This is a genomic window from Bradyrhizobium sp. USDA 327 (assembly GCF_041262065.1).
Lineage (GTDB): Bacteria > Pseudomonadota > Alphaproteobacteria > Rhizobiales > Xanthobacteraceae > Bradyrhizobium > Bradyrhizobium liaoningense.
Genome location: NZ_JBGCCW010000001.1, coordinates 1828636 through 1850502 on the forward strand (window position 1 = coordinate 1828636; position 21867 = coordinate 1850502).

Here is a 21867-nt window from a genome sequence, read left to right on the forward strand (position 1 = left end):
GCGGGGACGGGCGACCGTCTCCGCCGTCGTTTCGTTTTCCGCGCCGCGTCAGGCGCGTCGCAATGAAAGTGCTCCCGTGGATCTCGATGCGCTTGCCGGCTGTCTCTCCAGTTCCGCGTGCCTGGTGACGCAAACCACCAGCGGCCTCATCATCGGCATGCTGCTGTTCCTCGTCGCCGTCGGGCTGACGCTGATCTTCGGCGTGCTCAAGGTGGTCAACTTCAGCCACGGCGCCTTCTACATGTTCGGCGCCTATTTCGCGATGACGGCCTATCAGCTCACCGGCAGTTTTGCGCTGGCGATGCTTGCAGGCGCGGCCGGCACCGCGGTTCTCGGCCTGATCTTCGAGCGTGTCTTCATGAGCCGCGTCTATGGCGCCGACGTCTTGATGCAGCTCCTCGTCTGCTACGCCTTCGTGCTGATCTTCGACGACGTCGTGCGCATCATCTGGGGGCCCGAGTTCAAGGCGATGGGCATGCCGGCGGCCTTCCAGGTGATGCCGCTGTTCATCGCCGGCGGCGTGGTGCCGCCTTACTATCTGCTGCTGATCGGTGTCGCGCTTCTCGCCGCCATCGTGCTCGGCATCGGCCTGTCGCGCAGCCGCATCGGCAAGGTGATCCGCGCAGCCGCACATAACCCCGGCATGGTGTCCGCGCTCGGCATCAACACCGGCCTGATCTATGGCGGCGTGTTTGCGCTTGGCGGCATGCTGGCGGGCCTTGCCGGGGCGCTCGCAGCGCCGGTGCGCTCGCTGACTCCCGGCATGGGCTTCTCGGTGTTGATCGAGTCTTTCATCGTCACGGTGATCGGCGGCATGGGCTCGATCCTGGGCGCGCTGATCGGCGCGCTCCTGCTCGGCCTGATCCGTTCCTTCGGCTCGCTCGGGTTTCCCCTGTTCACGGAAGGCCTGATGTATCTGTTCATGGTGATCGTGCTGGTCTCAAAGCCCACCGGCCTGTTCGGCAAGGAGGCGGCATGACCGAGCTGGAGGCCGGACGCGCGCAAACCCTGGTGCCGGTGCGCAGCGGTGCCGTGCTGCAACGCTACCGCGACGTGCTGATCGCGCTAATCGCTTTTGCCGTGCTGGCGAGCCTGCCATTGTTCACCGGCAGCAAGGCGCTGCTCGATTTCGTCATCCGCTGCTCGGCCTATGGTCTGTTCGCGACCTCGCTTAACCTCCTGGTCGGCTATACCGGTCTGACCTCGTTCGGGCACGGCATGTTCTTTGGCCTTGGTGCCTACAGCTTCGGCCTGATCATGCAGAAGCTCGGCGTGCCGATTCCGGTGGCTTTCGTCGCGACGCTGGCCGTCACGGCGGTCTTCGCGGCGGTCATCGGTGCGATCTGCGTGCGGCTGAAGGAGATCTATTTCGCCTTCGTCACGCTCGCCTTCCAGATGCTGATCCACTCGACCATCCTGTCCTGGGCCTCGTTCACTGGCGGCGATCAGGGCCTGCGCGGCGGCATCCCGCGGCCCATCTTTCTCGGCATCGATCTGTCCAATCATGTCCATCTCTATGTCACGAGCTGCGCGCTGCTCATCCTCGGCCTGCTTGCGATGCGCCAGATCGCACAATCGCCCTTCGGCTACACCTTGCGCATGATCCGCGACAATGCCACGCGCGCGAGCTTTCTCGGCATCGACGTCTGGCGCGCCAAGCTCACGGTGTTCGTGCTGGCTGCGCTGTTCGCCTCGATGGGTGGCATGGTGATGGCGTTGTTCGTGTCCGGCGCCTATCCGGAATTTGCCTATTGGACGATCTCGGGGGAGGGCATCTTCATCAACATGCTCGGCGGCGTCTCCACCTTTCTTGGTCCGATGGTCGGCACCGTGCTGTTTCTGCTGCTCAACGATACCGTCACGCGGTTCACCGAATACCACGGCATCGTGCTTGGGGTCGTCATCCTGTTTTTCGCGCTCGGTTTGCGCAAGGGCCTCCTGGATTTCGTCGCCGAATGGTTTTCGCACCGGCGCGATGCAGGCAAGGGGCGCTAACGATGCTCGAGATCCGCAACCTCGCGAAGTCGTTTGGCGGCGTGAAGGCGACCAACGACGTCTCGCTCGATTTTCCCGACGGCTCGCTCACTGCAGTGATCGGCCCGAATGGCGCAGGCAAGAGCACCTTCTTCAACCTGATCACCGGCGCTTTGAGGCCGGATTCCGGCCAGGTTCTGCTCGACGGCATCGATCTCGCCGGCCGCTCGCCGCCGGAGATCGTGCGCCACGGTATCGGCCGCGCCTTCCAGGTCGCCAGCATTTTCAAGTCGCTGACGGTGCAGGAAACCATGCTCGCGGCCGTCAGCGCCGACCAGCGCACCTCCGCGGTGCTGCACAAGCGCTTTCCCCTGCCCGAGACGCGCGACCGCGCCGAGCACGTGATGGAGCTCTTGGGTTTGGCGAGCAAACGCCATCGCACGGCCGCGACCTTGTCGCACGGTGATCAGAAGCTGCTCGACATCGCCCTGGCGCTCGTGCTCGAACCGAAGGTGCTGCTGCTGGACGAGCCGACCGCCGGGATGGGACCGGAGGAGCGCTGGCGCATGATCGACAAGGTGCGCGAGCTCTGGGAGACCCAGAAGATCACGGTCGTCTTCATCGAGCACGACATGGACATCGTGTTCAAGATCGCGCCCAAGATCGTCGTGCTGTGCTACGGCCGAATCCTCGCGACCGGCACGCCCGACGAGATCCGCAACAACAGCGCCGTGATCGACGCCTATCTCGGCACCGAGCATGCGGGAGCGGTGGCATGAGCACCGCCGTCATCGAAGTCGCTGATCTCGATGTCTACTACGGCACCAGCCAGATCCTGTTCGGCGTTGGTCTCTCTGTGCGGCAGGGCGAGACCATGGCGCTGCTCGGCCGCAATGGCGCCGGCAAGTCGACGACGATGAAGGCGATCATGGGGCTGGCGCCGCCGCGGCGGGGCAGGGTGAGCCTGCGTGGGAGCGTGATCTCCGGCATGAAGCCGTACACCATCGCGCGCGCCGGCCTCGGCTTCGTGCCGGAGGACCGCCAGATCTTTCCGGAGCACACGGTCGAAGACAATCTCCTCATCGGGAAGAAGAAGGGACCGGACGGCCAGGACGAATGGCCGATCAAGCGCATCTACGACGTCTTTCCGCTGCTGGAGCCGCTGCGTCATCGCATCGCCGGGCGTCTCTCGGGCGGCGAGCAGCAGATGCTGGCGATCGCGCGCACGTTGATGGGCAATCCGGCGCTGCTGCTGCTGGACGAGCCGAGCGAGGGCCTCGCGCCGATCATCGTGCAGCGGATCGGCGAACTGTTGCGGCAACTCCGGCAGCTCGGATCGACCGTGCTGATCGCCGAGCAGAACATGCATTTCTGCCTCGGGCTGGCGAGCCATGCCACCATCATCGACAAGGGCCAGATCGTCTATGCCGCCGGGATCGACGAACTGAAGGCCAACGAGCCGATCCGGCGCCGCTATCTGGCCCTGTAAGTCGGGCGCCGGTGTCCAAATAGGCCGGAAGAAGAAAACTATTGTCCTGAGGTTGTCGAACGGAAGGAGTTTTCCTTCGAGAGGGCAAAAACGCCAATCGCTTCCATTGCCGTTTGGGGCCGAAACGACGACATTCCCATCAGAATTTGATGGATTGGCCAGAGCCATGGAACGTACCGGATTTGAACCCTTCGGCGAGCAATTGGTGTCCGCGACGGACACCCTGCCGCGGTCGCGTACGTCGAAGCTCTTGCTGCGTGCCGGCACCGGACTGTTCTGGTCGCTGGTTGCGGGTATCGTGCTTGCCCGCGCCGCCTTCTTCGAGCCCGGCGTCTATGACGGCTTCAGCCGCGTAGCTTCCCTCGCCAAGAGCCTGATCTTCTGAGGCTGGTTGTCCGGGCTGAGGATAGAACTCCCCTCGGGCCTGATATGTCGAAAACTTATTTCCCTCCCGGGCCGCGCTGCGTATAAATCTTTCTCCTCAGGGAGAAATTTGTGTCGCAGAATCAAGCATCCAGCCCGGCCGACGCCAAGCCGGCCACAGCCGCGAGCCGCATTGCGGCGCTGATTCCCGGCATTCTCCTTTGCGTTCTGGTCGCCGGCGTCTCCGCCCTGCTGGAGCGCGCCGAACTGGGTATGTTCGAGCATCCCTATGTCGAAGCGCTCGTGATGGCGATCCTGCTCGGCATGGCGCTCCGCAGCTTCTGGAAGCCGGCGCCCCGGTGGCAGACCGGGATCGCTTTCAGCGCAAAACAACTCCTCGAGGTCGCGGTCATGCTGCTGGGAGCCTCGATCAGCTTCGCTGCGATCGCCGCCTCGGGCATCGCGCTCCTCCTCTCGATCGCGGCCGTCGTCGTGATCGCGCTATGTGTCTCCTTCGGCCTCAGCCGTCTATTGGGTCTGTCGACGCGCCTGTCGATCCTGATCGCCTGCGGCAACTCGATTTGCGGCAATTCGGCGATTGCTGCCGTGGCGCCGATCATCGGCGCCAACAACGAGGAGATCGCATCCTCTATCTCCTTCACCGCCATCCTCGGCGTGATGATGGTGCTTGGCCTGCCGCTCCTGATCCCGCTGCTGCAATTGTCGGCCACGCAATACGGCATCCTTGCGGGCCTCACGGTCTATGCGGTGCCGCAGGTGCTGGCCGCAACGGTGCCGGCCGGTCTCGTCTCGACCCAGATCGGCACGCTGGTGAAATTGATGCGCGTCCTGATGCTCGGGCCCGTCGTCGTCGGCCTTTCCCTCATTGCCTCGCGCTGGCAGAGCGATGCCAAGAAGACCAATGTCGGCTTCTTCCGCCTGGTCCCGTGGTTCATCCTCGGCTTTCTCGCGCTCGCGACCCTGCGTTCGCTGGAGATCGTGCCGGCGACGGTGGTCGGTCCTGTGACGAAGATCACTGGTTTTCTCACCGTGGTGTCGATGGCCGCACTCGGCCTAGGTGTCGACGTCCGTGTGCTCGCCAATGTCGGAGGCAGGGTGACGGCAGCCGTCACGCTCTCGCTGCTGCTGCTGCTCGGCATCAGCATCGCGCTGGTGCATTGGTTTAAGTGATTGGAACAAGACAGCCCTACGGTGGGCAAAGGCGCGAATGAGTCGTGCCCAGCGTGGATCCACATTCATGGTGAGGATGGTAGGCACGCTTCGCTTCGCCTGCCCTGCGAAATCAAGTGTGTCGGCGACGCCTAGATAACATCCGCGAGCGAATGGCCACGCAGCTCGATGTTCAGACCCTGCATCCCCATGTCGTTGATCTCGCCGCCCATCGCCTTCAGGCTCTCCTCGCGGATCAGCGACATCAGCCCGCGGCGAAGCGCCAGGAATTCCGACGACATCATCATCGATTGCTGCCGCGGCCGCTCCAGCGGGATCGGGATCTCCGCCTTGATCGAGCCGGGCCGCGCGGTCATGCAGTAGACGCGGTCGGAGAGGAAGATCGCCTCGTCGATATCGTGGGTGACGAACAGCACCGAGATCTTCAGCCGCTGCCACATGTTGGTGAGGATCTGCTGCATGATGACGCGGGTCTGCGCGTCGAGCGCGCCGAAGGGCTCATCCAGCAGCAATACCTTCGGTCCCGTCGCGAGCGCGCGGACGATGCCGACGCGCTGCTTCATGCCGCCGGACAGCTTTTCCGGATAGTGCTTCTCGAACGCCTCGAGCCCCGCGAGCCCCAGCAGCGTGCGCGCGGCGCGTTCGCGCTGCGAGCGCGGCATGCCGCGCATCTTCAAGCCAAACTCGACGTTCTCCCGCACCGTCTTCCAGGGGAACAGCGAATATTGCTGGAACACCATGCCGCGTTCGGCGCTGGGGCCGTTGACGCGTTCGCCATCGACGGTGACGATGCCCGTTGTCGGCTTGAGGAAGCCTGCGACCGCGTTGAGCAGCGTCGATTTTCCGCAGCCGGAGGGGCCGACGATCGAGACGAACTCGCCGGGCTTCACATGGATCTGCGTATTGGTGACGGCCTGAACGGGTCCCTCGATCGTCTCGTAGGCGAGGGAGAAGTTCCTGACCTCGATGTGGCCCTTCGACGTGTTCGCAAGCGCTTCGCTCATGTCGACCTCCACGGCATCACCAATTGTCCCGCGCCCCTGATGAGCAGGCTCGATCCGAGACCGAGCACGCCGATTGCTATCATGCCGAGCGCGATGTCGGCATACTGGACCAGCGAATAGGCTTCCCAGGTGAAGTAGCCGATACCGTACTGACCGGAGATCATCTCGGCGGCGATCAGCGACACCCATGCGACGCCCATGCCGACGGTAAGGCCGGTGAAGATGTGCGGCAGCGAGGCCGGAAAATAAACCTCGCGGAAGATCGACCGCTCGCGCGCACCGAGACATTGCGCGGCGCGGACCAGAACGGGATCGACCAGCGACATGCCGTGCAGCGTGTTGACCAGGATCGGGAAGAACGAGCCGAGGAAGGTGATGAATACGATGCTCTGCTCGTTGGTCGGCCACAGCATGATGGCCATCGGCACCCAGGCGATCGCCGGGATCGGCCGCAGCACTTCGGCGACCGGGAAGATCACCTCGTGCACCAGCTTGAATCGCCCCATGATCAGGCCGAGCGGCACGCCGACGATGGCTGCGAGTGAGAAGCCGATGAAGATGCGCCGGCAGCTCAGCAGGATATGCATCAGGAATTTGGGGTCGTGGATCGCCTTGGTGAAGCTCGCATAGACCGCGAGCGGCGAGGGCACGTTGGTGAAGCGCACGAAGAACACGACGCGATAGGTCGTGAGCAGATGCCAGACCAGGAGAAAAGCGATCAGCGAGGCGATGCCGATCGCGGTGGCGCGCAGCCGGCCCTGGTTGAGCCGGTACCAGCGCAGCGCGAGCGTACCGAAGGAGGCGGGGGTTGCGGGCGGCGTCGCGGCGGGCGCCGGGCCCGCCTCTGCAATGGCTGTTGCCGGCATGCTATCCTCGGGATGTCTGACGAGGGCGGGACTGCTCACGTCTTGCCCCCGCCGACCGCCGCTTTCACCGCGTCATCGAAGCCGAGCACCTTGCCGCTGATCTTGGCCGCGTATGCTTCGGCGTCCTTCTTCAGCAGGAACGGTGCGACATCGCCATTGCCGACGGCGAAGAAGGCCTGGTCGGCGAACAGCTTGATACCCCGGGTGGTATCGAAGACGTAGGCGACGTTGATCTTCTTGCCTTTGGCCTTGTAGTCGGCATAGGCGCCGAGTGTGCAACTGGCTGACGAGAAGGGCATGATTCCGGCATCGTCGACCCAGACCTCGCCGGCCTTACGCGGGTCGGCGATCGGCTTCTTGCAGAAGGCGTCCTCGCCGGAGACCTCGTAATTCCTGGTGCTCGCAAGCTGCGCGTCATAGTCGAGCTTCATCTCGGCATAGGCCTTGCGGATGTAGCTGTCGTCGACCCACTTCTTCGGATCGAATTCCTTCATGCGACCGAGGTTCTGCAGCACTTTGACGTCGGCGGTCGCGGCATCGATCAGCGCCGGCTTGATCGAGGGATCGGTGGTCATGTTGCCGCCGGGGCCGAGGAAGATGTAGACGACTTCCTTGTTGATGCCGGTCCACTCCTGGATCTTTTCCGCGGCAAGCTTCGGGTCCTCGCGCAGCCACTGGTTGGCGGCGATCAGCGCCTTGAAGTAGGCGACGACGACCTCGGGATATTTCTCGGCGAAGTCGGTGCGGACGACGATGCCGTGGAAGGTCGGCAAATTCGTCTCGACGCCGTCAAAGATCTTTCGGGCGAAGCCGCGGAAGGGCAGCAGCTCGGCGAAGGGGACGAAGTCAGCGTGAGCGTCGATCTTCTTCTCCTGGAGATTGGTCGAGCCGACCTCCGGGCTCTGGCTGACGAGCTGGAAGAAGTCGGATGCGTAGCCACGATCCTGCATCGCCTTCAGAACCATGCCGTGCGCGGCGGAGCCGAAGGGGACGCTGACGAGCTTGCCCTTGAGATCGGCGAGCTCGTAGTAGGGCGAGTCCTTGTGGACGACGAGGCCATTGCCGGAGCCGGACAGGCTATAGGCGGCAATGCCGATCAGCCGGCTCTTGCTCTCCGGATTGCTCTCGAAGGTGAAGCCGTTCACGATCAGCGGATAGTCGCCCATCATGCCGATCTGCAGCTTGTTCGCCATCATCGCGTTGGTGACGGGTGGACCGGAGGTGAAATTCTGCCACTCCAGCTCGAACTTGATGTTGGCGTATTTTCCGTCCTTCGGCAGGTATTTCTCGAGGAGACGCAACTGGCGGATGACGACGCCGGCCGTCACCGTGTTGGTCGTGGTGTCCTGCGTTCCGATGCCGAGCGTGACGGTTTCCGCCGAGGCCGGCTGCGTGACGAGTAGCGCCAGCGACGTCACCGACATCGCGATCGAGAGCGTGGGAAGATGGCGGACCATTCTCATCCTCATTCGGTTGGATGTGCTGTGGTTGCCATGATTGGGTGAGGGCGTGGACAGGGCAAATCCGGAGTGGCTGTCGCAGTCGATTAGTTGCCGGGAAAAGCTGATTGCATACTCCTTGGGCAGTCCTGCACTATAAAGCCGCTTGCCTGTGCATCGGCCTTGGCCGCAAATTCGTCTAGTCAGCTGCGTGACCGCGCATCTCCTCCAGCACGTCGGTCCGGCAGATCACGATCTGCGACCGCTTGGTCAGCACGATTCCCTTCTCCTGCATGCGCTTCAGGCTGATCGTGACCCATTGCCTCGTGGCGCCAACCATGTGGGCGATGTCGGCGTGGGTGAAGGCTGCGGCGATCACAGTGCCGTCGGCGTCGTCGACGCCATAGAGCTCGACGAGGTGCAGCAACAGGTGCGCAAGCCGCTGCGTGATCGAGCGCGTTCCCAGCATCTGCGCCAGCGCCGAATAGCACTTGCCCTTGAAGGTGAGGCCTTCAATGAGACCGATCGCGAGGTTCGGGATCTCTGCGGCAAGCGATCGCAACTCCTTTCCGGGCAGGTGCACCACGCTGCAATTGCTGGACGCGACGCCGGACCATTGATGCACAGTGCCCTCGAACACTTCCGGCCCGCCGACGAAATTGCCGACGTGCCAATAAGCGAGCGTGATCTCGCGCCCGAGCGGCGAGGTGTAGAACACGCGGATGCGGCCGCTCTCGATCAGCCAGATGCCGTCATGCTTGCCGCCCTGGCTGAACAGCGTCTGGCCGCGGTTGAGCACCTTGCGGCGGCCCTGCTTGAGCACCAGCTCCCGCTCGCGTGGAGAGAGCTTGTCCATCAGCGGCGGCGGCCCGCCGATCCATTGCTGGTTCTCGGTCAGCAGTAGCGAGGAGCTGCCGGCAGGCCGGACTGTCGGGGGAATGGGCCCACGAACCACATTGGCGGCCTGCAACATCATCTGCCTCCGGAACGTTCAAATCGTTCTAAAGAGGAGCAATGTCCGTGCCAGATGGGGTGAGGCCGCTTACACCGGTGTCATCGCCGGCGAAGGCGGGCGATCCAGTATTCCAGACGCGTCAATGGGATACGGAGATGCCGCGGCGCACTGGATTCCCCGCTTGCGCGGGGAATGACTGTGGAATTTGCGGCCGCTGTCGAACCGTCCTCAAGGCAGCGTTGACCTAGTGCCCCGCCAAGCTCAGCAGATAGGGCTTCGGGTAAATCCCCCGGCTATGCCCATCCGAAAACGAGATGTTCAGCCCGTAGCCGAGATCGCCGATCTCGGTAATGGCGATGCCGGGAAACCGGTCGGGGAAGCGATCGTCGAAGCGGGCACGGGTGCAGTGGGCGCATTTGCAGGAGAGGCGGAGTGTTTCGGCAGAAACGCTGAGCGCGTCGTCCTGTGTGGTGCGGACCAGCAGCGCGGCGAGATCAGCGCTGGCTTCATAGTCGGCGATGGTCGGTGCCACCAAGGTCATGGTCATGACGAACCTCCGACTTCTTTCTATGTCGGCGCGGGCGCGCACGAATAGCAACTAATTGCCGGCGCAGGCGTGATCGCGTGCTGTCTCTTCAGTCATCGCTCGCGAAATGTGAAACTAATCGACTAGGAACTCCACTTCCACATTGCCGGACTCGCCGCTCTCCGGAACCTTCTGCGCCATCGATCGCGAAGGAGAAAGCATGAGCGCATTTCAGAAGGAAACGGTTCTGTCGGTCAGGCACTGGACCGAGTCCCTGTTCAGCTTCACCGCAACCCGCGATCCCGGTTTTCGTTTCCAGAACGGCCAGTTCGCGATGATCGGGCTGGAGGTCGGGGGCAAGCCGTTGATGCGGGCCTACAGCATGGCCAGTGCCAACCATGAGGAGGCGCTCGAATTCTTCTCGATCAAGGTGCAGGACGGCCCGCTGACCTCTCGCCTCCAGAAGATCAGTGAAGGCGACGTCATCCTGGTCGGCCGCAAGGCGACGGGTACGCTGATCACCGGTAATCTGATTCCGGGAAAACGTCTGCTGCTGCTCTCGACCGGAACGGGCCTGGCGCCGTTCGCCAGCCTGATCAAGGACCCCGATGTCTACGAGAACTACGCGACCATCGTGCTCGCCCATGGCTGCCGCCAGGTTTCGGAGCTCGCTTATGGCGAACACGTCGTCGAGGGCCTGCGCAATCACGAGTTCTTCGGCCCGCTGATCCGCGACAAGCTGGTCTACTATCCCACGGTGACGCGCGAGCCGTTCCGGAACCGCGGCCGCATCACCGATCTGATTGCCTCCAACCAGCTGTTCGACGACATCGGGCAATCGAGCCTCGATATCGAGACCGACCGCATCATGCTGTGTGGCAGCCCCGCGATGCTGGAGGAGTTGCACGAAATGTTCTCCGCGCGCGGCTTCGTGGAGGGCAATCATAGCGAGCCGGGCCATTTCGTCATCGAAAAGGCCTTCGTCGAGCGCTGAGCGCAAATCGCATCCCGGCGACAACTAATTGCTATCGCCCGGACGTCCCCTGAACAAATCTGACGCAAAGGCGCCGACTATCGGCGAACCAGGAGCAAGTGATGGCACTAGATCAGATCGTCGACGGACTTTCGGAGGTTTCCTGCGATGTGCTGGTGATCGGCGGCGGCACCGCTGGCCCGATGGCGGCGCTGAAGGCGAAGCTGAAGAACCCGAAGGCCAATGTCGTTCTGCTCGAAAAAGCCAACGTCAAGCGCTCCGGGGCGATCTCGATGGGCATGGACGGGCTGAACAACGCCGTCATCCCCGGTTACGCGACCCCGGAGCAGTACACCAAGGAAATCACCATCGCCAACGACGGCATCGTCGACCAGAAGGCGGTCTATAAATACGCGCAGAGCTGCTACAAAATCATCGAGGAGCTGGACAGCTTTGGCATCCGCTTCCTGAAGAACGAGAACGGCGAATACGCCGTCAAGAAGGTGCACCACATCGGCACCTACGTGCTGCCGATGCCGAACGGCGAGACCGTGAAGAAGGCGCTGTACCGCCAGCTCCGCCGCGCCCGCATCCTGATCTCCAACCGCTACATGGCGACGCGGTTGCTCAAATCTGCAGATGGCCGCATCGCCGGTGCCGTCAGCGTCAACACCCGCACGGCCGAGATGCTGGTGATCAAGGCGAAGGCCGTGATCCTTTGTATGGGCGCTGCCGGACGCCTTGGCTTGCCAACGTCGGGCTACATGTTCGGCACCTACGAGAATGCGGCCAATTCCGGCGACGGTTACGCCATGGCCTATCACGCCGGCGCCGCGCTAGCGAATCTCGAATGCTTCCAGATCAACCCGCTGATCAAGGACTATAACGGTCCGGCCTGCGCCTATGTCGCCGGCCCGTTCGGCGCATATACGGCGAACAGCGAAGGCTCGCGCTTCATCGAATGCGACTATTGGTCCGGCCAGATGATGCTGGAGTTCTACAACGAGCTCTTGTCCGGCAAGGGGCCGGTGTTCCTCCAGCTCAAGCATCTTCACCCCGATACTATCTCCGAGATCGAATCCACGCTGCACAAGGTTGAGCGTCCTACGCGCGGGCTGTTCCAGCAGGGGCGGGGTGTCGACTACCGCAGCGAATCCATCGAGATGCACATCTCGGAGATCGGCTTCTGCTCCGGCCACAGCGCCTCCGGCGTGTTCGTCGACGACAATGCGCGCACCACCGTGCCGGGTCTGTATGCCGCCGGCGATATGGCGAGCGTGCCGCATAATTACATGCTCGGCGCCTTCACCAACGGGTCGGTCGCCGGAATTGACGCCATGGAGTTTGCCGACAATCACGATTTTGCAGAGTTCGACGCTGCCGACGTCGCGACGGAGCGCGAGCGCGTGATGGCGCCGACCAAGCGCGAGGACGGCATTCCGCCGAACCAGATCGAGTACAAGACCCGGCGCCTGGTCAACGACTATCTCCAGCCGCCGAAGGTCACGCGCAAATATGAGCTCGGCATGCGCCGCCTCGCCGAGGCGCGGGAGGACATGCAGGAGCGCATGATCGCGCGCAACGCGCACGAACTGCTCCGCGCCCTCGAAGTGCAGTCGATCATGGACTGCGCCGATATGGCCGCGCACGCCTCGCTCTATCGCGAGGAGAGCCGCTGGGGCCTCTATCACTGGCGCACGGATTTCCCGGAGAAGGACAACGAGAACTGGTTCTGCCACACGCTGCTGTCGAAGCGCGACGGCAAGATGGCCAGCGAGAAGCGCGCCGTCGAGCCCTATGTCGTGCCGATCGCAGACGACGAGAAGGATCTCTACGACAAGCAACGCATCCGCGCCTCGGCCTGACGCACCAGAACACAACAGGAGACATCAAATGCCTCTCGCATCCTATCAGACATCGGTTCCGGTGGTCGTCGACGACGCCAAATGCATCGCCGACAAGGGGTGCACCGTCTGCGTCGACGTGTGCCCGCTCGACGTCCTGCGCATCAGCGACATGACCAACAAGGCCTACATGGCCTATGACGAGTGTTGGTACTGCATGCCCTGCGAAGCCGATTGCCCGACCGGCGCCGTCACCGTCAACATTCCTTATTTGTTGAGGTGATCATGTCGAGCCCGTTCGAGTCCTATGACGACCTCGAAGACGCCGACGAGCGGCTGCAGGCGGCCGATCCCGCCGAGCGCCGCGTCGCCATCATCGCGCTCGGCCATTCCGGCGATCCCGCCGCGGTCGCGCATCTCGCCAAGATGGTCGCCGATCCCGACAGCGGCGTGCGCCAGCAGGTCGCGATGGCGCTCGGCGAGTTCGACGGGCCGGAAGCCGCGAGCGCGCTGGTGAAGCTGCTGGTCGACCCCGAGAGAATCGTCGCGGCGGCGGCGGCCGACAGCATGGCCGAGTTCAAGGATCCGGCCTGCGCCGAAATCATCCTGCCGCTGGTGAAGCATGCCCATGCTTTCGTCCGAATGGGCGCGCTGCGTGCGCTGAAGGAATTGCGCTGCAAAGACACGCTGAAGCCGGCGCTGGAAGCACTCCAGGATGCCGATGCCGCCGTGCGCGTGCAGGCGATCGGCGTGATCGGCTTCCTCAAGCTGGAAGAATCGATCCCGGCGCTGACCGCGCTGATCAACGATCCGGACGCCCATGTCCGCCGCGCCGCGGTCAGCGCGTTGGCCTTCTCTCAGATGAAGCCGGCGGCGGAGACGATCACGCGCGCACTGAAGGATTCGGACTGGATGGTCCGCGAGATGGCTGCGGAAACGCTGGGCCTCAACGCCAACGGTTCGCTCGCGGCCGATCAGCTCGTCAGCTCGCTCGCCGACGAATTCTGGCAGGTGCGGCTCAAGGCCATTCGCAGCCTCGGCAAGATGAAGGTCGAGCGCGCGGTGCGCCCGATTGGCAATTGCGTCAACCATGACCAGGCGAACTTGCGCAAGGAAGCGGCCGCCGCGCTCGGCGAGATCGCCCATCCCGACGGCGAGGCGTTCCTGGCCGTGATCGCCGACGATCCCGATCCCGATGTCCGCAAGAACGCACGCTGGGCGCTTCAGCAGATCGCGGCCCGCAAGGCGCGGGCAGGGGCATAGCGGCCTCGTTGCCGCTCTGGACTTCCCCCGCCAGACGTTTATTGGTCTTCGCCAATGCGATCGGCCGTCTTCGAGCGCGGCCGGTCCTTAGAAACAGCGAGGACGCCGGCCATGACGACATTGACTGTGAAGGATCTTCTCCCTGAGGATGGCACGCGGGGAACATTGGCCGGCCGCGTCTGGCTGCCGCAGGTCAATGGTCCGGCCGTGGTCGCCGTGCGCGGCGACGGCGTGTTCGATGTCACCGCGAGATTCCCGACCATCAGCGCGCTCTGCGAAGAAGACAATCCCGCCCAGGCGCTTGCTGCGGCCAAGGGTGAACGCATCGGCGATATCGAAGCAATTGTTGCCAACACGGCACCCGACGGGCGTGACCCGAAAAAGCCGTGGTTGCTTGCACCGGTCGATCTCCAGACATTGAAGGCTGCGGGCGTCACCTTCGCCATCTCGATGCTCGAACGCGTCATCGAGGAGCGGGCCAAGGGCAATCCGGCTTCGGCCGAGGCGATCCGCAAAGAAGTCACACGGCTGATCGGCGACGATCTGTCCAAGCTCAAGCCGGGCTCGGACCAGGCGATGCACTTGAAGCAGGTGCTGATCGATCAGAACGCCTGGAGCCAGTATCTCGAGGTCGGCATCGGTCCCGACGCCGAAGTCTTCACCAAGGCGCCGACGCTGTCGTCGGTCGGCACCGGCATGGATGCCGGCCTGCATCCGAAATCGACCTGGAACAATCCGGAGCCCGAACTGGTGCTGTTCGTCTCCAGCCGTGGCAAGATCGTCGGCGGGGCGCTCGGCAACGACGTGAATCTGCGCGATTTCGAGGGCCGTTCGGCGCTGCTGCTGTCGAAGGCCAAGGACAACAACGCGTCCTGCGCAATCGGTCCGCTGCTGCGCCTGTTCGACGACAGTTTTACGCTCGACGACGCGCGCAGGCTGGACATCAGACTGAATGTCACGGGCACGGACGGCTTCGTCCTCGACGGCCATTCCTCGATCAGCAAGATCAGCCGCGATCCGACCGATCTGGTCGCGCAGACCATCGGCAAGATCCATCAATACCCTGATGGCTTCGTTCTCTTTCTCGGCACCATGTTCGCACCCGTGAAGGATCGGGATGCGCCAGGGCAGGGGTTCACCCATAAGCGCGACGACATCGTCACGATCTCTGCGCCCCAGCTCGGCAAGCTCGTCAACCGCATGCGCACCAGCGACGAGTGCGAGCCGTGGACGTTTGGCATCGGCGCGCTGATGAAGAACCTGGCGCAACGGAATCTGATCTAGTTTCTGCGCCTCTCCCCGCATGCGGGTGAGGAGACCACGGTGCGGACGAGAGGTGTGGGGTGTCTTTCACCGTTTGCGTGGAGAGAGCCCCTGAGCCCACCCCTTTCAGCGCGAGCGAAGCTCGTCGCGGCCCTTAAGAACGGGGCGGGGCAGCGACCGTCGCTGTCGCAGCAGCTCCCATAATCTCTTTCATCCCTGCGTTGTGTCTGCGGAACAAAATCGCTCTGCGCGTGTCATAAACGGGCCGCTTCGCCAAGCCGCGTTCTCCGCTAAATAGTCAAATAATATGACTAGTCGGAACCCGTCTTCCATGAAATAGTGCCTTCCGCCGCCTCAAAGGCCGGCCTGCGGGTGCCATGCTACCAATCGGCGCCCCGGATAACATCTTGGGAGACACGCCTGATGACCACTAAAGCCCTCCTTGCGGCCAGCGCCATGGCCGCCTTGCTGCTCACGGCGCCCGCCAGTGCCGGCCAGCTCACCATCGGCTTCTCGCAGATCGGATCGGAATCCGGCTGGCGCGCGGCCGAGACCTCGGTCTCCAAGCAGGAAGCTGCCAAGCGGAAGGTCAATCTCAAGATCGCCGACGCGCAGCAGAAGCAGGAGAACCAGATCAAGGCGATCCGCTCCTTCATCGCGCAGAACGTCGATGCGATCTTCCTGGCGCCCGTCGTTTCGACCGGCTGGGACTCGGTGCTGAAGGAAGCCAAGGAGGCGAAGATCCCGGTTGTGCTGCTCGACCGCGACATCGATCCTTCCGGCAAGGAACTCTATCTGACCGCCGTGACATCCGACAGCGTGCATGAAGGCGCCGTTGCCGGCGACTGGCTCGCCAAGACCGTCGGCACGAAGGCCTGCAACATCGTCGAGTTGCAGGGCACGGTCGGCGCCAGCGTCGCAGCCAATCGCAAGAAGGGTTTTGACACCGCCATCGCCAAGCACGCAAACCTGAAGGTGGTGCGCAGCCAGACCGGCGACTTTACCCGTGCCAAGGGCAAGGAAGTGATGGAAAGCTTCATCAAGGCCGAAGGCGGCGGCAAGTCGATCTGCGCGGTCTATGCCCACAACGACGATATGATGGTCGGCGCGATCCAGGCCATGAAGGAAGCCGGCCTCAAGCCCGGCAAGGAGATTCTCACGGTCTCGATCGACGCCGTGCCCGACATCTTCAAGGCGATGGCCGCGGGCGAGGCGAATGCCACGGTCGAGCTGACGCCGAACATGGCCGGCCCCGCGCTCGATGCCATCGCGGCCTTCAAGGAGAAGGGCACCGTTCCGCCGAAATGGATCCAGACCGAGTCCAAGCTCTATACCGCGGCGGACGATCCGCAGAAGATCTACGACAGCAAGAAGGGCCTCGGTTACTGAGGTGGCGCGCCTCGCCGGGCTGCTTCTTGCGGCCTGGCGGTCCCCCCTTTCGAAACCGCTGCGCGAACGAATAGGCTGGGCATCCGCATCATAAGCGGACGCCGGCGGGAGTGACGTTGCGATGGAAAACAGCCCCGATCCTGCTCCGCCGCTCCTTGAGGTGCGCGGGATCAGCAAGAGCTTTGGCGCCGTGCGTGCCCTGCAGGAGGTCGACTTCACGCTGCGCGCCGGCGAGATCCATGCGCTGCTCGGCGAGAACGGCGCCGGCAAGTCCACGCTGATCAAGGTCGTCACCGGCGTTTTTCCGCGAGATGCCGGCATTGTCAGGATCAGTGGTGAAGAGGTCGCGCCGCGCTCGGCCAAGGCGGCGCTTGGGGCCGGCATCGCCACCGTCTACCAGGAGGTCAACCTGCTGCCGAACCTGTCGGTGGCGCAGAACCTGTTTCTCGACCGCCAGCCGATGCGCTTCGGCATCGTGCGCGATGGCGAGATGCGCCGCCGCGCCAAGGCGCTGCTTGCAGATTTCGGTCTCGATATCGATGTCGCCGCGCCTCTTGGCAACTATTCGGTGGCCATCCAGCACGTCACCGCGATCGCGCGCGCCGTCGATCTCTCCGCGCGCGTGCTGATCCTGGACGAGCCGACCGCCAGCCTCGACCGCCATGAGGTCGAGATTCTCTTCGGCATCATGCGTCAGCTCGCGCGACGTGGCATCGGCATCATCTTCGTCAGCCACTTCCTCGACCAGGTCTACGAAATCTCCGACCGCATCACCGTGCTGCGCAACGGCCGCCTGGTCGGCGAGCGTGAGACCGCCTCGCTGCCGCGCCTCGAGCTGATCCGCATGATGCTCGGTCGCGAGCTTGCGGAGACCACCAGCGCGCGGGCTTCTGCCACCGAGCATAAGGCACGCGAGATCTGCGCGAGCTTCGAAGGTTACGGCAAGGCCGGTTACGTCGCGCCGTTCAATCTCGAGCTGCGCCATGGCGAGGTCGTCGGCCTTGCCGGACTGCTCGGCTCGGGCCGGACCGAGACGGCACGGCTGGTGTTCGGCGCCGAACGCGCCGATCGCGGGCAGGCGAGGGTGGAAGGCGCGCCGGTGCGGCTGCAGTCGCCGCGCGACGGCGTGCGCCACGGTTTTGGCTATTGCCCGGAGGAGCGAAAGACCGACGGCATTATTGCCGAGCTCAGCGTGCGCGAGAACATCGTGCTCGCGCTCCAGGCCAAGCGCGGCCTCTATCTGCCGCTGTCGCGGCGCGAGCAGGACGAGATCGCGCGCCGCTACGTCAAGATGCTGGACATCCGCCCGGCCGATCCCGAGCGCCCCGTCGGTCTGTTGTCCGGCGGCAATCAGCAGAAAGTGCTCCTGGCGCGCTGGCTCGCGACCTCGCCGCGGCTCCTCGTGCTGGACGAGCCGACCCGCGGCATCGATGTCGGCGCGCATGCCGAAATCATCCGCCTGATCCGCGAACTCTGCGACGACGGCCTGGCGCTGCTGGTGATCTCCTCCGAGCTCGATGAGATCGTGACCTATTCGGATCGAGTGGTGGTGCTGCGTGACCGCGCCCATGTCGAGGAGCTCGCTGGAGAGGCGATCGACGTTGGCAACATTCTCGCGGCGATCGCCGCCGATGGCGCTGCGATCGCGCATGAGGGCCGGGCATGACCGCGCTGTTGCCGCGCCGCGGCCTTGCCCAGATCCTCGCGCTGATCGTCGTTCTCGCGGTCGATCGCATGGTATCCCCGCAATTCTTCGACCTGCGGCTTCAGGATGGCCGTCTCTTCGGCAGCCTGATCGACGTGCTCAATCGGGGCACGCCTGTGGCGCTGCTTTCGCTCGGCATGGTGCTGGTGATCGCGACACGCGGCATCGATCTCTCCGTCGGCGCGGTGATGGCGATCTCGGGCGCAATCGCAGCGAGCCTCGCTGACAGTCACGGTCTCCCGGTCGTGCTGGCGGCCGCGCTTGGCGCCGGCCTCGTCTGCGGTCTTTGGAACGGCTTCCTCGTCGCCGTGCTGGGCATGCAGCCGATCGTGGCGACGCTGATCCTGATGGTGGCGGGACGCGGCGTCGCCCAGCTGATCACCGAGGGGCGCATCGTCACCTTTTCCTCACCGGACCTGGTCTGGCTCGGTAATGGCTCGGTACTCGGCCTGCCGGTGCCGGTCGTGATTGCCTTGGGCATGCTGTTCCTCACCGCCGCAGTGGTGCGCGGCTCGGCGCTCGGGCTGCTGATCGAGGCAACCGGCGGCAACGCGCGGGCGAGCGAGCTTGCCGGCGTCGGCACCCGCGCAATGATTTTGGCGGTCTATGTCTGGTGCGGCATCTGCGCCGCGCTCGCCGGCGTGATCGCCGCGGCCGACATCATGGGCGCCGATGCCAACAATGCCGGACTCTGGCTCGAGCTCGATGCCATCCTCGCGGTCGTGATCGGTGGCACCTCGCTGTTCGGTGGCCGCTTCAGCCTCGTGCTTGCCGTGTTGGGGGCGCTCATCATCCAGACCATGAACACCGGCATCTTGCTGTCGGGCTATCCGCCGGAGTTCAATCTGCTGGTCAAGGCGGTGGTGGTGCTCGCGGTGTTGCTGCTGCAATCGCCGAAACTGACGGGGCTCGCCGGCATTGCCATGCGGCTGCGGAGGACCAAAGCATGAAAGGCCTGCCGCCCGTCCTCATCACGGCCATCGTGCTCGTTGCGGGCTTCGCGCTCTGCGCGGTGCAGTTTCCGAATATCGCCTCGACGCGCGTGATCGGAAATCTCCTCACCGACAACGCCTTCCTCGGCATCGTCGCGACGGGCATGACCCTTGTGATCATCTCCGGCGGCATAGATCTTTCGGTCGGATCGGTAATCGGCTTCACCACCGTGTTCGTTGCGCTGGCGATCGAGCGCTGGGGCGCGCCGCCGCTGGTCGCCTTCGTCGCCATTCTGGCGCTCTCGGCAGCCTTTGGCGCGGCGATGGGCGCCGTGATTCATGTCTTCGACCTGCCGCCCTTCATCGTCACGCTGGCCGGCATGTTCCTGGCGCGCGGCGCGAGCTTCCTGCTCTCGACCGAATCGGTGCCGATCACCGCGCCGGTTTATTCTACCGTGTCGGACTTCGCGCTGCGGATGCCCGGCGGGGGACGACTGACCGCGATCGCGATCATCATGCTCGTGGTCGTGATCGGCGGCGCCTTGCTTCTGCATCTCACCCGGTTCGGGGCCAACGTCTATGCACTCGGCGGCAACCGGACCACCGCGAGCCTGATGGGCGTTGCCGTCGGCAAGATGACGATCAAGATCTACATGCTGTCGAGCCTGCTCGCTGGCATCGCCGGCATCGTCTTCTCCTTCTACACCAGCGCCGGCTATTCGCTCTCCGCCGTCGGTGTCGAGCTCGACACCATCGCCGCCGTCGTGATCGGCGGCACGCTGCTCACGGGCGGCCAGGGCTCGGTGATCGGCACCTTCCTCGGCGTGCTGATCCAGGGCCTGATCCAGACCTACATCAATTTCGATGGCACCTTGTCGAGCTGGTGGACCAAGATCGCGACCGGCGTGCTACTGTTCGTGTTCATCGCCTTGCAGCAGGGACTGGTCGCGCTGGCGCGCCGGCCGGTGGTCAAGAGCGCAGGAGCGGCGTCATGACCTCGCGCATCCTCGTCATCCCGACGCGGCGGGCCCACTCCAACCATGCGGAGGTGGCCCGTTCGATCGGCGTCGACATCATCGCCGGCCGCTATGCGGAAGGCACGCGCCTGCCGGGCGATGCCGAGATGATCGCGATGTTCGGCGTGTCGCGGCCGGTGCTGCGGGAAAGCGTGAAGACGCTGGTCGCCAAGGGCCTGCTCACCACCAAGGCGCGCGTTGGGACCGTCGTGCGCGAGCGCGGCGCCTTGAACATGTTCGATGCGGATGTGCTGGCCTGGCATCTCGACGCCGGCATCGACAAGCGCTTCCTCAACGATCTCGCCGAGATCCGTCTCGCGGTCGAGCCGCGCGCGGCCATGCTCGCGGCGGCGCGGCGGTCGGAGGAGGACCTTGCCGAGCTCGGCCGCAGCATGGAGCGCATGCGGCGTGAGGCGTCCGACTCGGTGGGCTTTGCCGACGCCGATCTCGCGCTTCACGTGGCCGTGGCGCGCGCCTCGGGCAATTTGTTCATGCGCTCGATTGGGCACGTCATCGAGGCCGCGCTGCGCGCATCGTTCCTGCTCAGCGCCCCGTCCGAGCCTGAGGATCGCGACTATGTGCTGCTGTGGCACCAGAAGATCGTCGATGCCATCGCGGCCGGCGACGCCGATGCCGCCGCCGAAGCGATGGTCTTCGTCATTCACAACGGAATGCATCGCCATGAGGGTGCCGCGATCGAGACTGCGCCGGCCGAGGCGCTGCCGTCGGCGGATACTGGAGAACGAGCGTGACAGACCTTCGCATCGCCATCGTCGGGTTCGGCAAGATCGCGCGCGACCAGCATGTCGGCGCGATCGCCGCGGTGCCGGGCGCGATGTTGGCGGCCGTCGCCAGCCGCAACGCTTCGCTGCCGGAGCTGCCGCATTTTGCCACCATCGAGGAGTTGCTGGAGCAGGGGCCGCCGATCGACGCCGTCTCGCTCTGCACGCCGCCGCAGGTGCGGCGCGCGCAGGCCGCAGCAGCTCTCGCCGCCGGCAAGCATGTCATGCTGGAGAAGCCGCCGGGCACCGGCGTTGCCGAGCTCGATCCGCTGATCGCAATGGCGGCGGAGGCGAAGCGCACGCTGTTTGCGACCTGGCATTCGCGCCATGCGCCGGCGGTCGAGCCGGCGCGGCAATGGCTCGCCGAGCGCCGCATCGCCTCCGTGCACATCAGCTGGAAGGAAGACGTCCGCGTCTGGCATCCCGGCCAGGCCTGGATCTGGGAGCCGGGCGGCCTCGGCGTGTTCGATCCCGGCATCAATGCGCTGTCGATCCTGACCAGGATTCTACCGAAGCCCGTGTTCGTCACCGCGGCCGAGCTGGCCTTCCCGGCCAATTGCCAGGCGCCGATCGCCGCGAACCTGACACTGACTGATATCAGCGGTCTGCCTGTGACCGCCGAGTTCGATTTTCGCCAGACCGGGCCGCAGAGCTGGGATATCGTCGTCGAAACGGATCGGGGCCGGATGACCCTGTCCAGCGGTGGCGCGCGCATGGCCGTCGACGGCAAGGTGCTTGCCGAGGCGCCCGATGAGGAATATCGCGGACTCTACCGGCGCTTCGTCGAACTCGCGGCGACCGGCGCGAGTGACGTCGACCTGACCCCGCTGCGTCTCATCGCCGACGCCTTCCTGCTGGGCAAGCGCACGATCGTCGAGCCGTTTGTGGACTGA

General features: G+C 64.3%; 22 protein-coding genes. 17 read left to right on the forward strand and 5 right to left on the reverse strand.

The features are described 5' to 3' along the window. Positions 1–76: 76 nt before the first annotated feature. From ABIA42_RS08230 to ABIA42_RS08255, 6 genes are all read left to right on the forward strand, one after another. Entirely contained in the window at positions 77–979 is a 903-nt protein-coding gene (locus ABIA42_RS08230; protein WP_061883279.1) for a branched-chain amino acid ABC transporter permease, read from the forward strand. Then, positions 976–1995 carry a branched-chain amino acid ABC transporter permease gene (locus tag ABIA42_RS08235; RefSeq protein ID WP_271526332.1) on the forward strand — a complete coding sequence of 340 codons (1020 nt, stop codon included), beginning with the start codon at positions 976–978 and terminating at the stop codon, positions 1993–1995. Before ABIA42_RS08230 ends, ABIA42_RS08235 begins: the two co-directional genes overlap by 4 nt. A 2-nt stretch (positions 1996–1997) precedes the next feature. Further along, the gene (locus ABIA42_RS08240; protein WP_370114342.1) at positions 1998–2753 is read left to right on the forward strand and encodes an ABC transporter ATP-binding protein; all 756 of its coding nucleotides are present in this window, start codon (positions 1998–2000) and stop codon (positions 2751–2753) included. After that, the gene (locus ABIA42_RS08245; RefSeq protein ID WP_370114340.1) at positions 2750–3463 is read left to right on the forward strand and encodes an ABC transporter ATP-binding protein; all 714 of its coding nucleotides are present in this window, start codon (positions 2750–2752) and stop codon (positions 3461–3463) included. Before ABIA42_RS08240 ends, ABIA42_RS08245 begins: the two co-directional genes overlap by 4 nt. A gap of 166 nt (positions 3464–3629) precedes the next feature. Further along, complete coding sequence (locus tag ABIA42_RS08250; protein WP_370114338.1) at positions 3630–3848, forward strand: hypothetical protein; 219 nt, start codon at positions 3630–3632, stop codon at positions 3846–3848. A gap of 110 nt (positions 3849–3958) precedes the next feature. Beyond that, positions 3959–5017, forward strand: coding sequence for a YeiH family protein (locus tag ABIA42_RS08255; RefSeq protein WP_271526329.1), 1059 nt, complete (start codon positions 3959–3961; stop codon positions 5015–5017). A 131-nt stretch (positions 5018–5148) separates the two neighbouring features. Here ABIA42_RS08255 and ABIA42_RS08260 read toward each other — a convergent pair whose 3' ends face one another. The 5 genes from ABIA42_RS08260 to ABIA42_RS08280 form a co-directional block, all read right to left on the reverse strand. Continuing rightward, positions 5149–6021 carry an ABC transporter ATP-binding protein gene (locus tag ABIA42_RS08260; protein ID WP_370114336.1) on the reverse strand — a complete coding sequence of 291 codons (873 nt, stop codon included), beginning with the start codon at positions 6019–6021 and terminating at the stop codon, positions 5149–5151. Beyond that, positions 6018–6926, reverse strand: coding sequence for an ABC transporter permease (locus ABIA42_RS08265; RefSeq protein WP_271526327.1), 909 nt, complete (start codon positions 6924–6926; stop codon positions 6018–6020). The genes ABIA42_RS08260 and ABIA42_RS08265 overlap by 4 nt, the downstream gene beginning before the upstream one ends. Next, positions 6923–8344, reverse strand: a complete 1422-nt coding sequence (locus ABIA42_RS08270) for an ABC transporter substrate-binding protein (RefSeq protein ID WP_271526326.1) — start codon at positions 8342–8344, stop codon at positions 6923–6925. The genes ABIA42_RS08265 and ABIA42_RS08270 overlap by 4 nt, the downstream gene beginning before the upstream one ends. 181 nt (positions 8345–8525) lie before the next feature. Next, complete coding sequence (locus tag ABIA42_RS08275) at positions 8526–9302, reverse strand: Crp/Fnr family transcriptional regulator (protein WP_271526325.1); 777 nt, start codon at positions 9300–9302, stop codon at positions 8526–8528. A 223-nt stretch (positions 9303–9525) separates the two neighbouring features. Then, on the reverse strand, positions 9526–9822 hold the full coding sequence (locus ABIA42_RS08280) for a gamma-butyrobetaine hydroxylase-like domain-containing protein (RefSeq protein ID WP_370123593.1): 297 nt from the start codon (positions 9820–9822) through the stop codon (positions 9526–9528). A 205-nt stretch (positions 9823–10027) separates the two neighbouring features. Between ABIA42_RS08280 and ABIA42_RS08285 the strand changes: the two genes are divergently transcribed. From ABIA42_RS08285 to ABIA42_RS08335, 11 genes are all read left to right on the forward strand, one after another. Next, on the forward strand, positions 10028–10801 hold the full coding sequence (locus ABIA42_RS08285) for a ferredoxin--NADP reductase (protein WP_370114333.1): 774 nt from the start codon (positions 10028–10030) through the stop codon (positions 10799–10801). A 101-nt stretch (positions 10802–10902) separates the two neighbouring features. Beyond that, positions 10903–12645 (forward strand): fumarate reductase/succinate dehydrogenase flavoprotein subunit, encoded by a 1743-nt coding sequence (locus ABIA42_RS08290; protein WP_370114331.1) that lies wholly within the window; start codon positions 10903–10905, stop codon positions 12643–12645. Between the two features lie 28 nt (positions 12646–12673). Beyond that, entirely contained in the window at positions 12674–12907 is a 234-nt protein-coding gene (locus tag ABIA42_RS08295; RefSeq protein WP_007593252.1) for a ferredoxin family protein, read from the forward strand. A gap of 2 nt (positions 12908–12909) precedes the next feature. Beyond that, the gene (locus tag ABIA42_RS08300) at positions 12910–13887 is read left to right on the forward strand and encodes a HEAT repeat domain-containing protein (protein ID WP_319325946.1); all 978 of its coding nucleotides are present in this window, start codon (positions 12910–12912) and stop codon (positions 13885–13887) included. A 111-nt stretch (positions 13888–13998) separates the two neighbouring features. After that, the gene (locus ABIA42_RS08305) at positions 13999–15171 is read left to right on the forward strand and encodes a fumarylacetoacetate hydrolase family protein (protein WP_370114329.1); all 1173 of its coding nucleotides are present in this window, start codon (positions 13999–14001) and stop codon (positions 15169–15171) included. 402 nt (positions 15172–15573) lie between these two features. Further along, positions 15574–16539: a galactofuranose ABC transporter, galactofuranose-binding protein YtfQ gene (ytfQ, locus tag ABIA42_RS08310; protein WP_370114327.1), complete on the forward strand. Its 966-nt coding sequence runs from the start codon at positions 15574–15576 to the stop codon at positions 16537–16539. Between the two features lie 121 nt (positions 16540–16660). Next, positions 16661–18205: a sugar ABC transporter ATP-binding protein gene (locus ABIA42_RS08315; RefSeq protein ID WP_370114325.1), complete on the forward strand. Its 1545-nt coding sequence runs from the start codon at positions 16661–16663 to the stop codon at positions 18203–18205. After that, positions 18202–19194 (forward strand): ABC transporter permease, encoded by a 993-nt coding sequence (locus ABIA42_RS08320; protein ID WP_370114323.1) that lies wholly within the window; start codon positions 18202–18204, stop codon positions 19192–19194. Before ABIA42_RS08315 ends, ABIA42_RS08320 begins: the two co-directional genes overlap by 4 nt. Further along, positions 19191–20171 carry a galactofuranose ABC transporter, permease protein YjfF gene (yjfF, locus tag ABIA42_RS08325; protein ID WP_370114321.1) on the forward strand — a complete coding sequence of 327 codons (981 nt, stop codon included), beginning with the start codon at positions 19191–19193 and terminating at the stop codon, positions 20169–20171. Before ABIA42_RS08320 ends, yjfF begins: the two co-directional genes overlap by 4 nt. After that, complete coding sequence (locus ABIA42_RS08330) at positions 20168–20944, forward strand: FadR/GntR family transcriptional regulator (RefSeq protein WP_370157124.1); 777 nt, start codon at positions 20168–20170, stop codon at positions 20942–20944. Before yjfF ends, ABIA42_RS08330 begins: the two co-directional genes overlap by 4 nt. Further along, positions 20941–21867 carry a Gfo/Idh/MocA family protein gene (locus tag ABIA42_RS08335; protein WP_370114317.1) on the forward strand — a complete coding sequence of 309 codons (927 nt, stop codon included), beginning with the start codon at positions 20941–20943 and terminating at the stop codon, positions 21865–21867. Before ABIA42_RS08330 ends, ABIA42_RS08335 begins: the two co-directional genes overlap by 4 nt.

What these genes read in the sequence shown, in the direction of transcription:
- ABIA42_RS08235 (WP_271526332.1), top strand. Translation starts at nt 976, where the DNA reads ATGACCGAGCTGGAGGCCGGACGCGCGCAAACCCTGGTGCCGGTGCGC.
- ABIA42_RS08240 (WP_370114342.1), top strand. Translation starts at nt 1,998, where the DNA reads ATGCTCGAGATCCGCAACCTCGCGAAGTCGTTTGGCGGCGTGAAGGCG.
- ABIA42_RS08245 (WP_370114340.1), top strand. Translation starts at nt 2,750, where the DNA reads ATGAGCACCGCCGTCATCGAAGTCGCTGATCTCGATGTCTACTACGGC.
- ABIA42_RS08250 (WP_370114338.1), top strand. Translation starts at nt 3,630, where the DNA reads ATGGAACGTACCGGATTTGAACCCTTCGGCGAGCAATTGGTGTCCGCG.
- ABIA42_RS08260 (WP_370114336.1), bottom strand. Translation starts at nt 6,021, where the DNA reads ATGAGCGAAGCGCTTGCGAACACGTCGAAGGGCCACATCGAGGTCAGG.
- ABIA42_RS08270 (WP_271526326.1), bottom strand. Translation starts at nt 8,344, where the DNA reads ATGGTCCGCCATCTTCCCACGCTCTCGATCGCGATGTCGGTGACGTCG.
- ABIA42_RS08275 (WP_271526325.1), bottom strand. Translation starts at nt 9,302, where the DNA reads ATGATGTTGCAGGCCGCCAATGTGGTTCGTGGGCCCATTCCCCCGACA.
- ABIA42_RS08280 (WP_370123593.1), bottom strand. Translation starts at nt 9,822, where the DNA reads ATGACCTTGGTGGCACCGACCATCGCCGACTATGAAGCCAGCGCTGAT.
- ABIA42_RS08285 (WP_370114333.1), top strand. Translation starts at nt 10,028, where the DNA reads ATGAGCGCATTTCAGAAGGAAACGGTTCTGTCGGTCAGGCACTGGACC.
- ABIA42_RS08290 (WP_370114331.1), top strand. Translation starts at nt 10,903, where the DNA reads ATGGCACTAGATCAGATCGTCGACGGACTTTCGGAGGTTTCCTGCGAT.
- ABIA42_RS08295 (WP_007593252.1), top strand. Translation starts at nt 12,674, where the DNA reads ATGCCTCTCGCATCCTATCAGACATCGGTTCCGGTGGTCGTCGACGAC.
- ABIA42_RS08300 (WP_319325946.1), top strand. Translation starts at nt 12,910, where the DNA reads ATGTCGAGCCCGTTCGAGTCCTATGACGACCTCGAAGACGCCGACGAG.
- ABIA42_RS08305 (WP_370114329.1), top strand. Translation starts at nt 13,999, where the DNA reads ATGACGACATTGACTGTGAAGGATCTTCTCCCTGAGGATGGCACGCGG.
- ytfQ (WP_370114327.1), top strand. Translation starts at nt 15,574, where the DNA reads ATGACCACTAAAGCCCTCCTTGCGGCCAGCGCCATGGCCGCCTTGCTG.
- ABIA42_RS08315 (WP_370114325.1), top strand. Translation starts at nt 16,661, where the DNA reads ATGGAAAACAGCCCCGATCCTGCTCCGCCGCTCCTTGAGGTGCGCGGG.
- ABIA42_RS08320 (WP_370114323.1), top strand. Translation starts at nt 18,202, where the DNA reads ATGACCGCGCTGTTGCCGCGCCGCGGCCTTGCCCAGATCCTCGCGCTG.
- yjfF (WP_370114321.1), top strand. Translation starts at nt 19,191, where the DNA reads ATGAAAGGCCTGCCGCCCGTCCTCATCACGGCCATCGTGCTCGTTGCG.
- ABIA42_RS08330 (WP_370157124.1), top strand. Translation starts at nt 20,168, where the DNA reads ATGACCTCGCGCATCCTCGTCATCCCGACGCGGCGGGCCCACTCCAAC.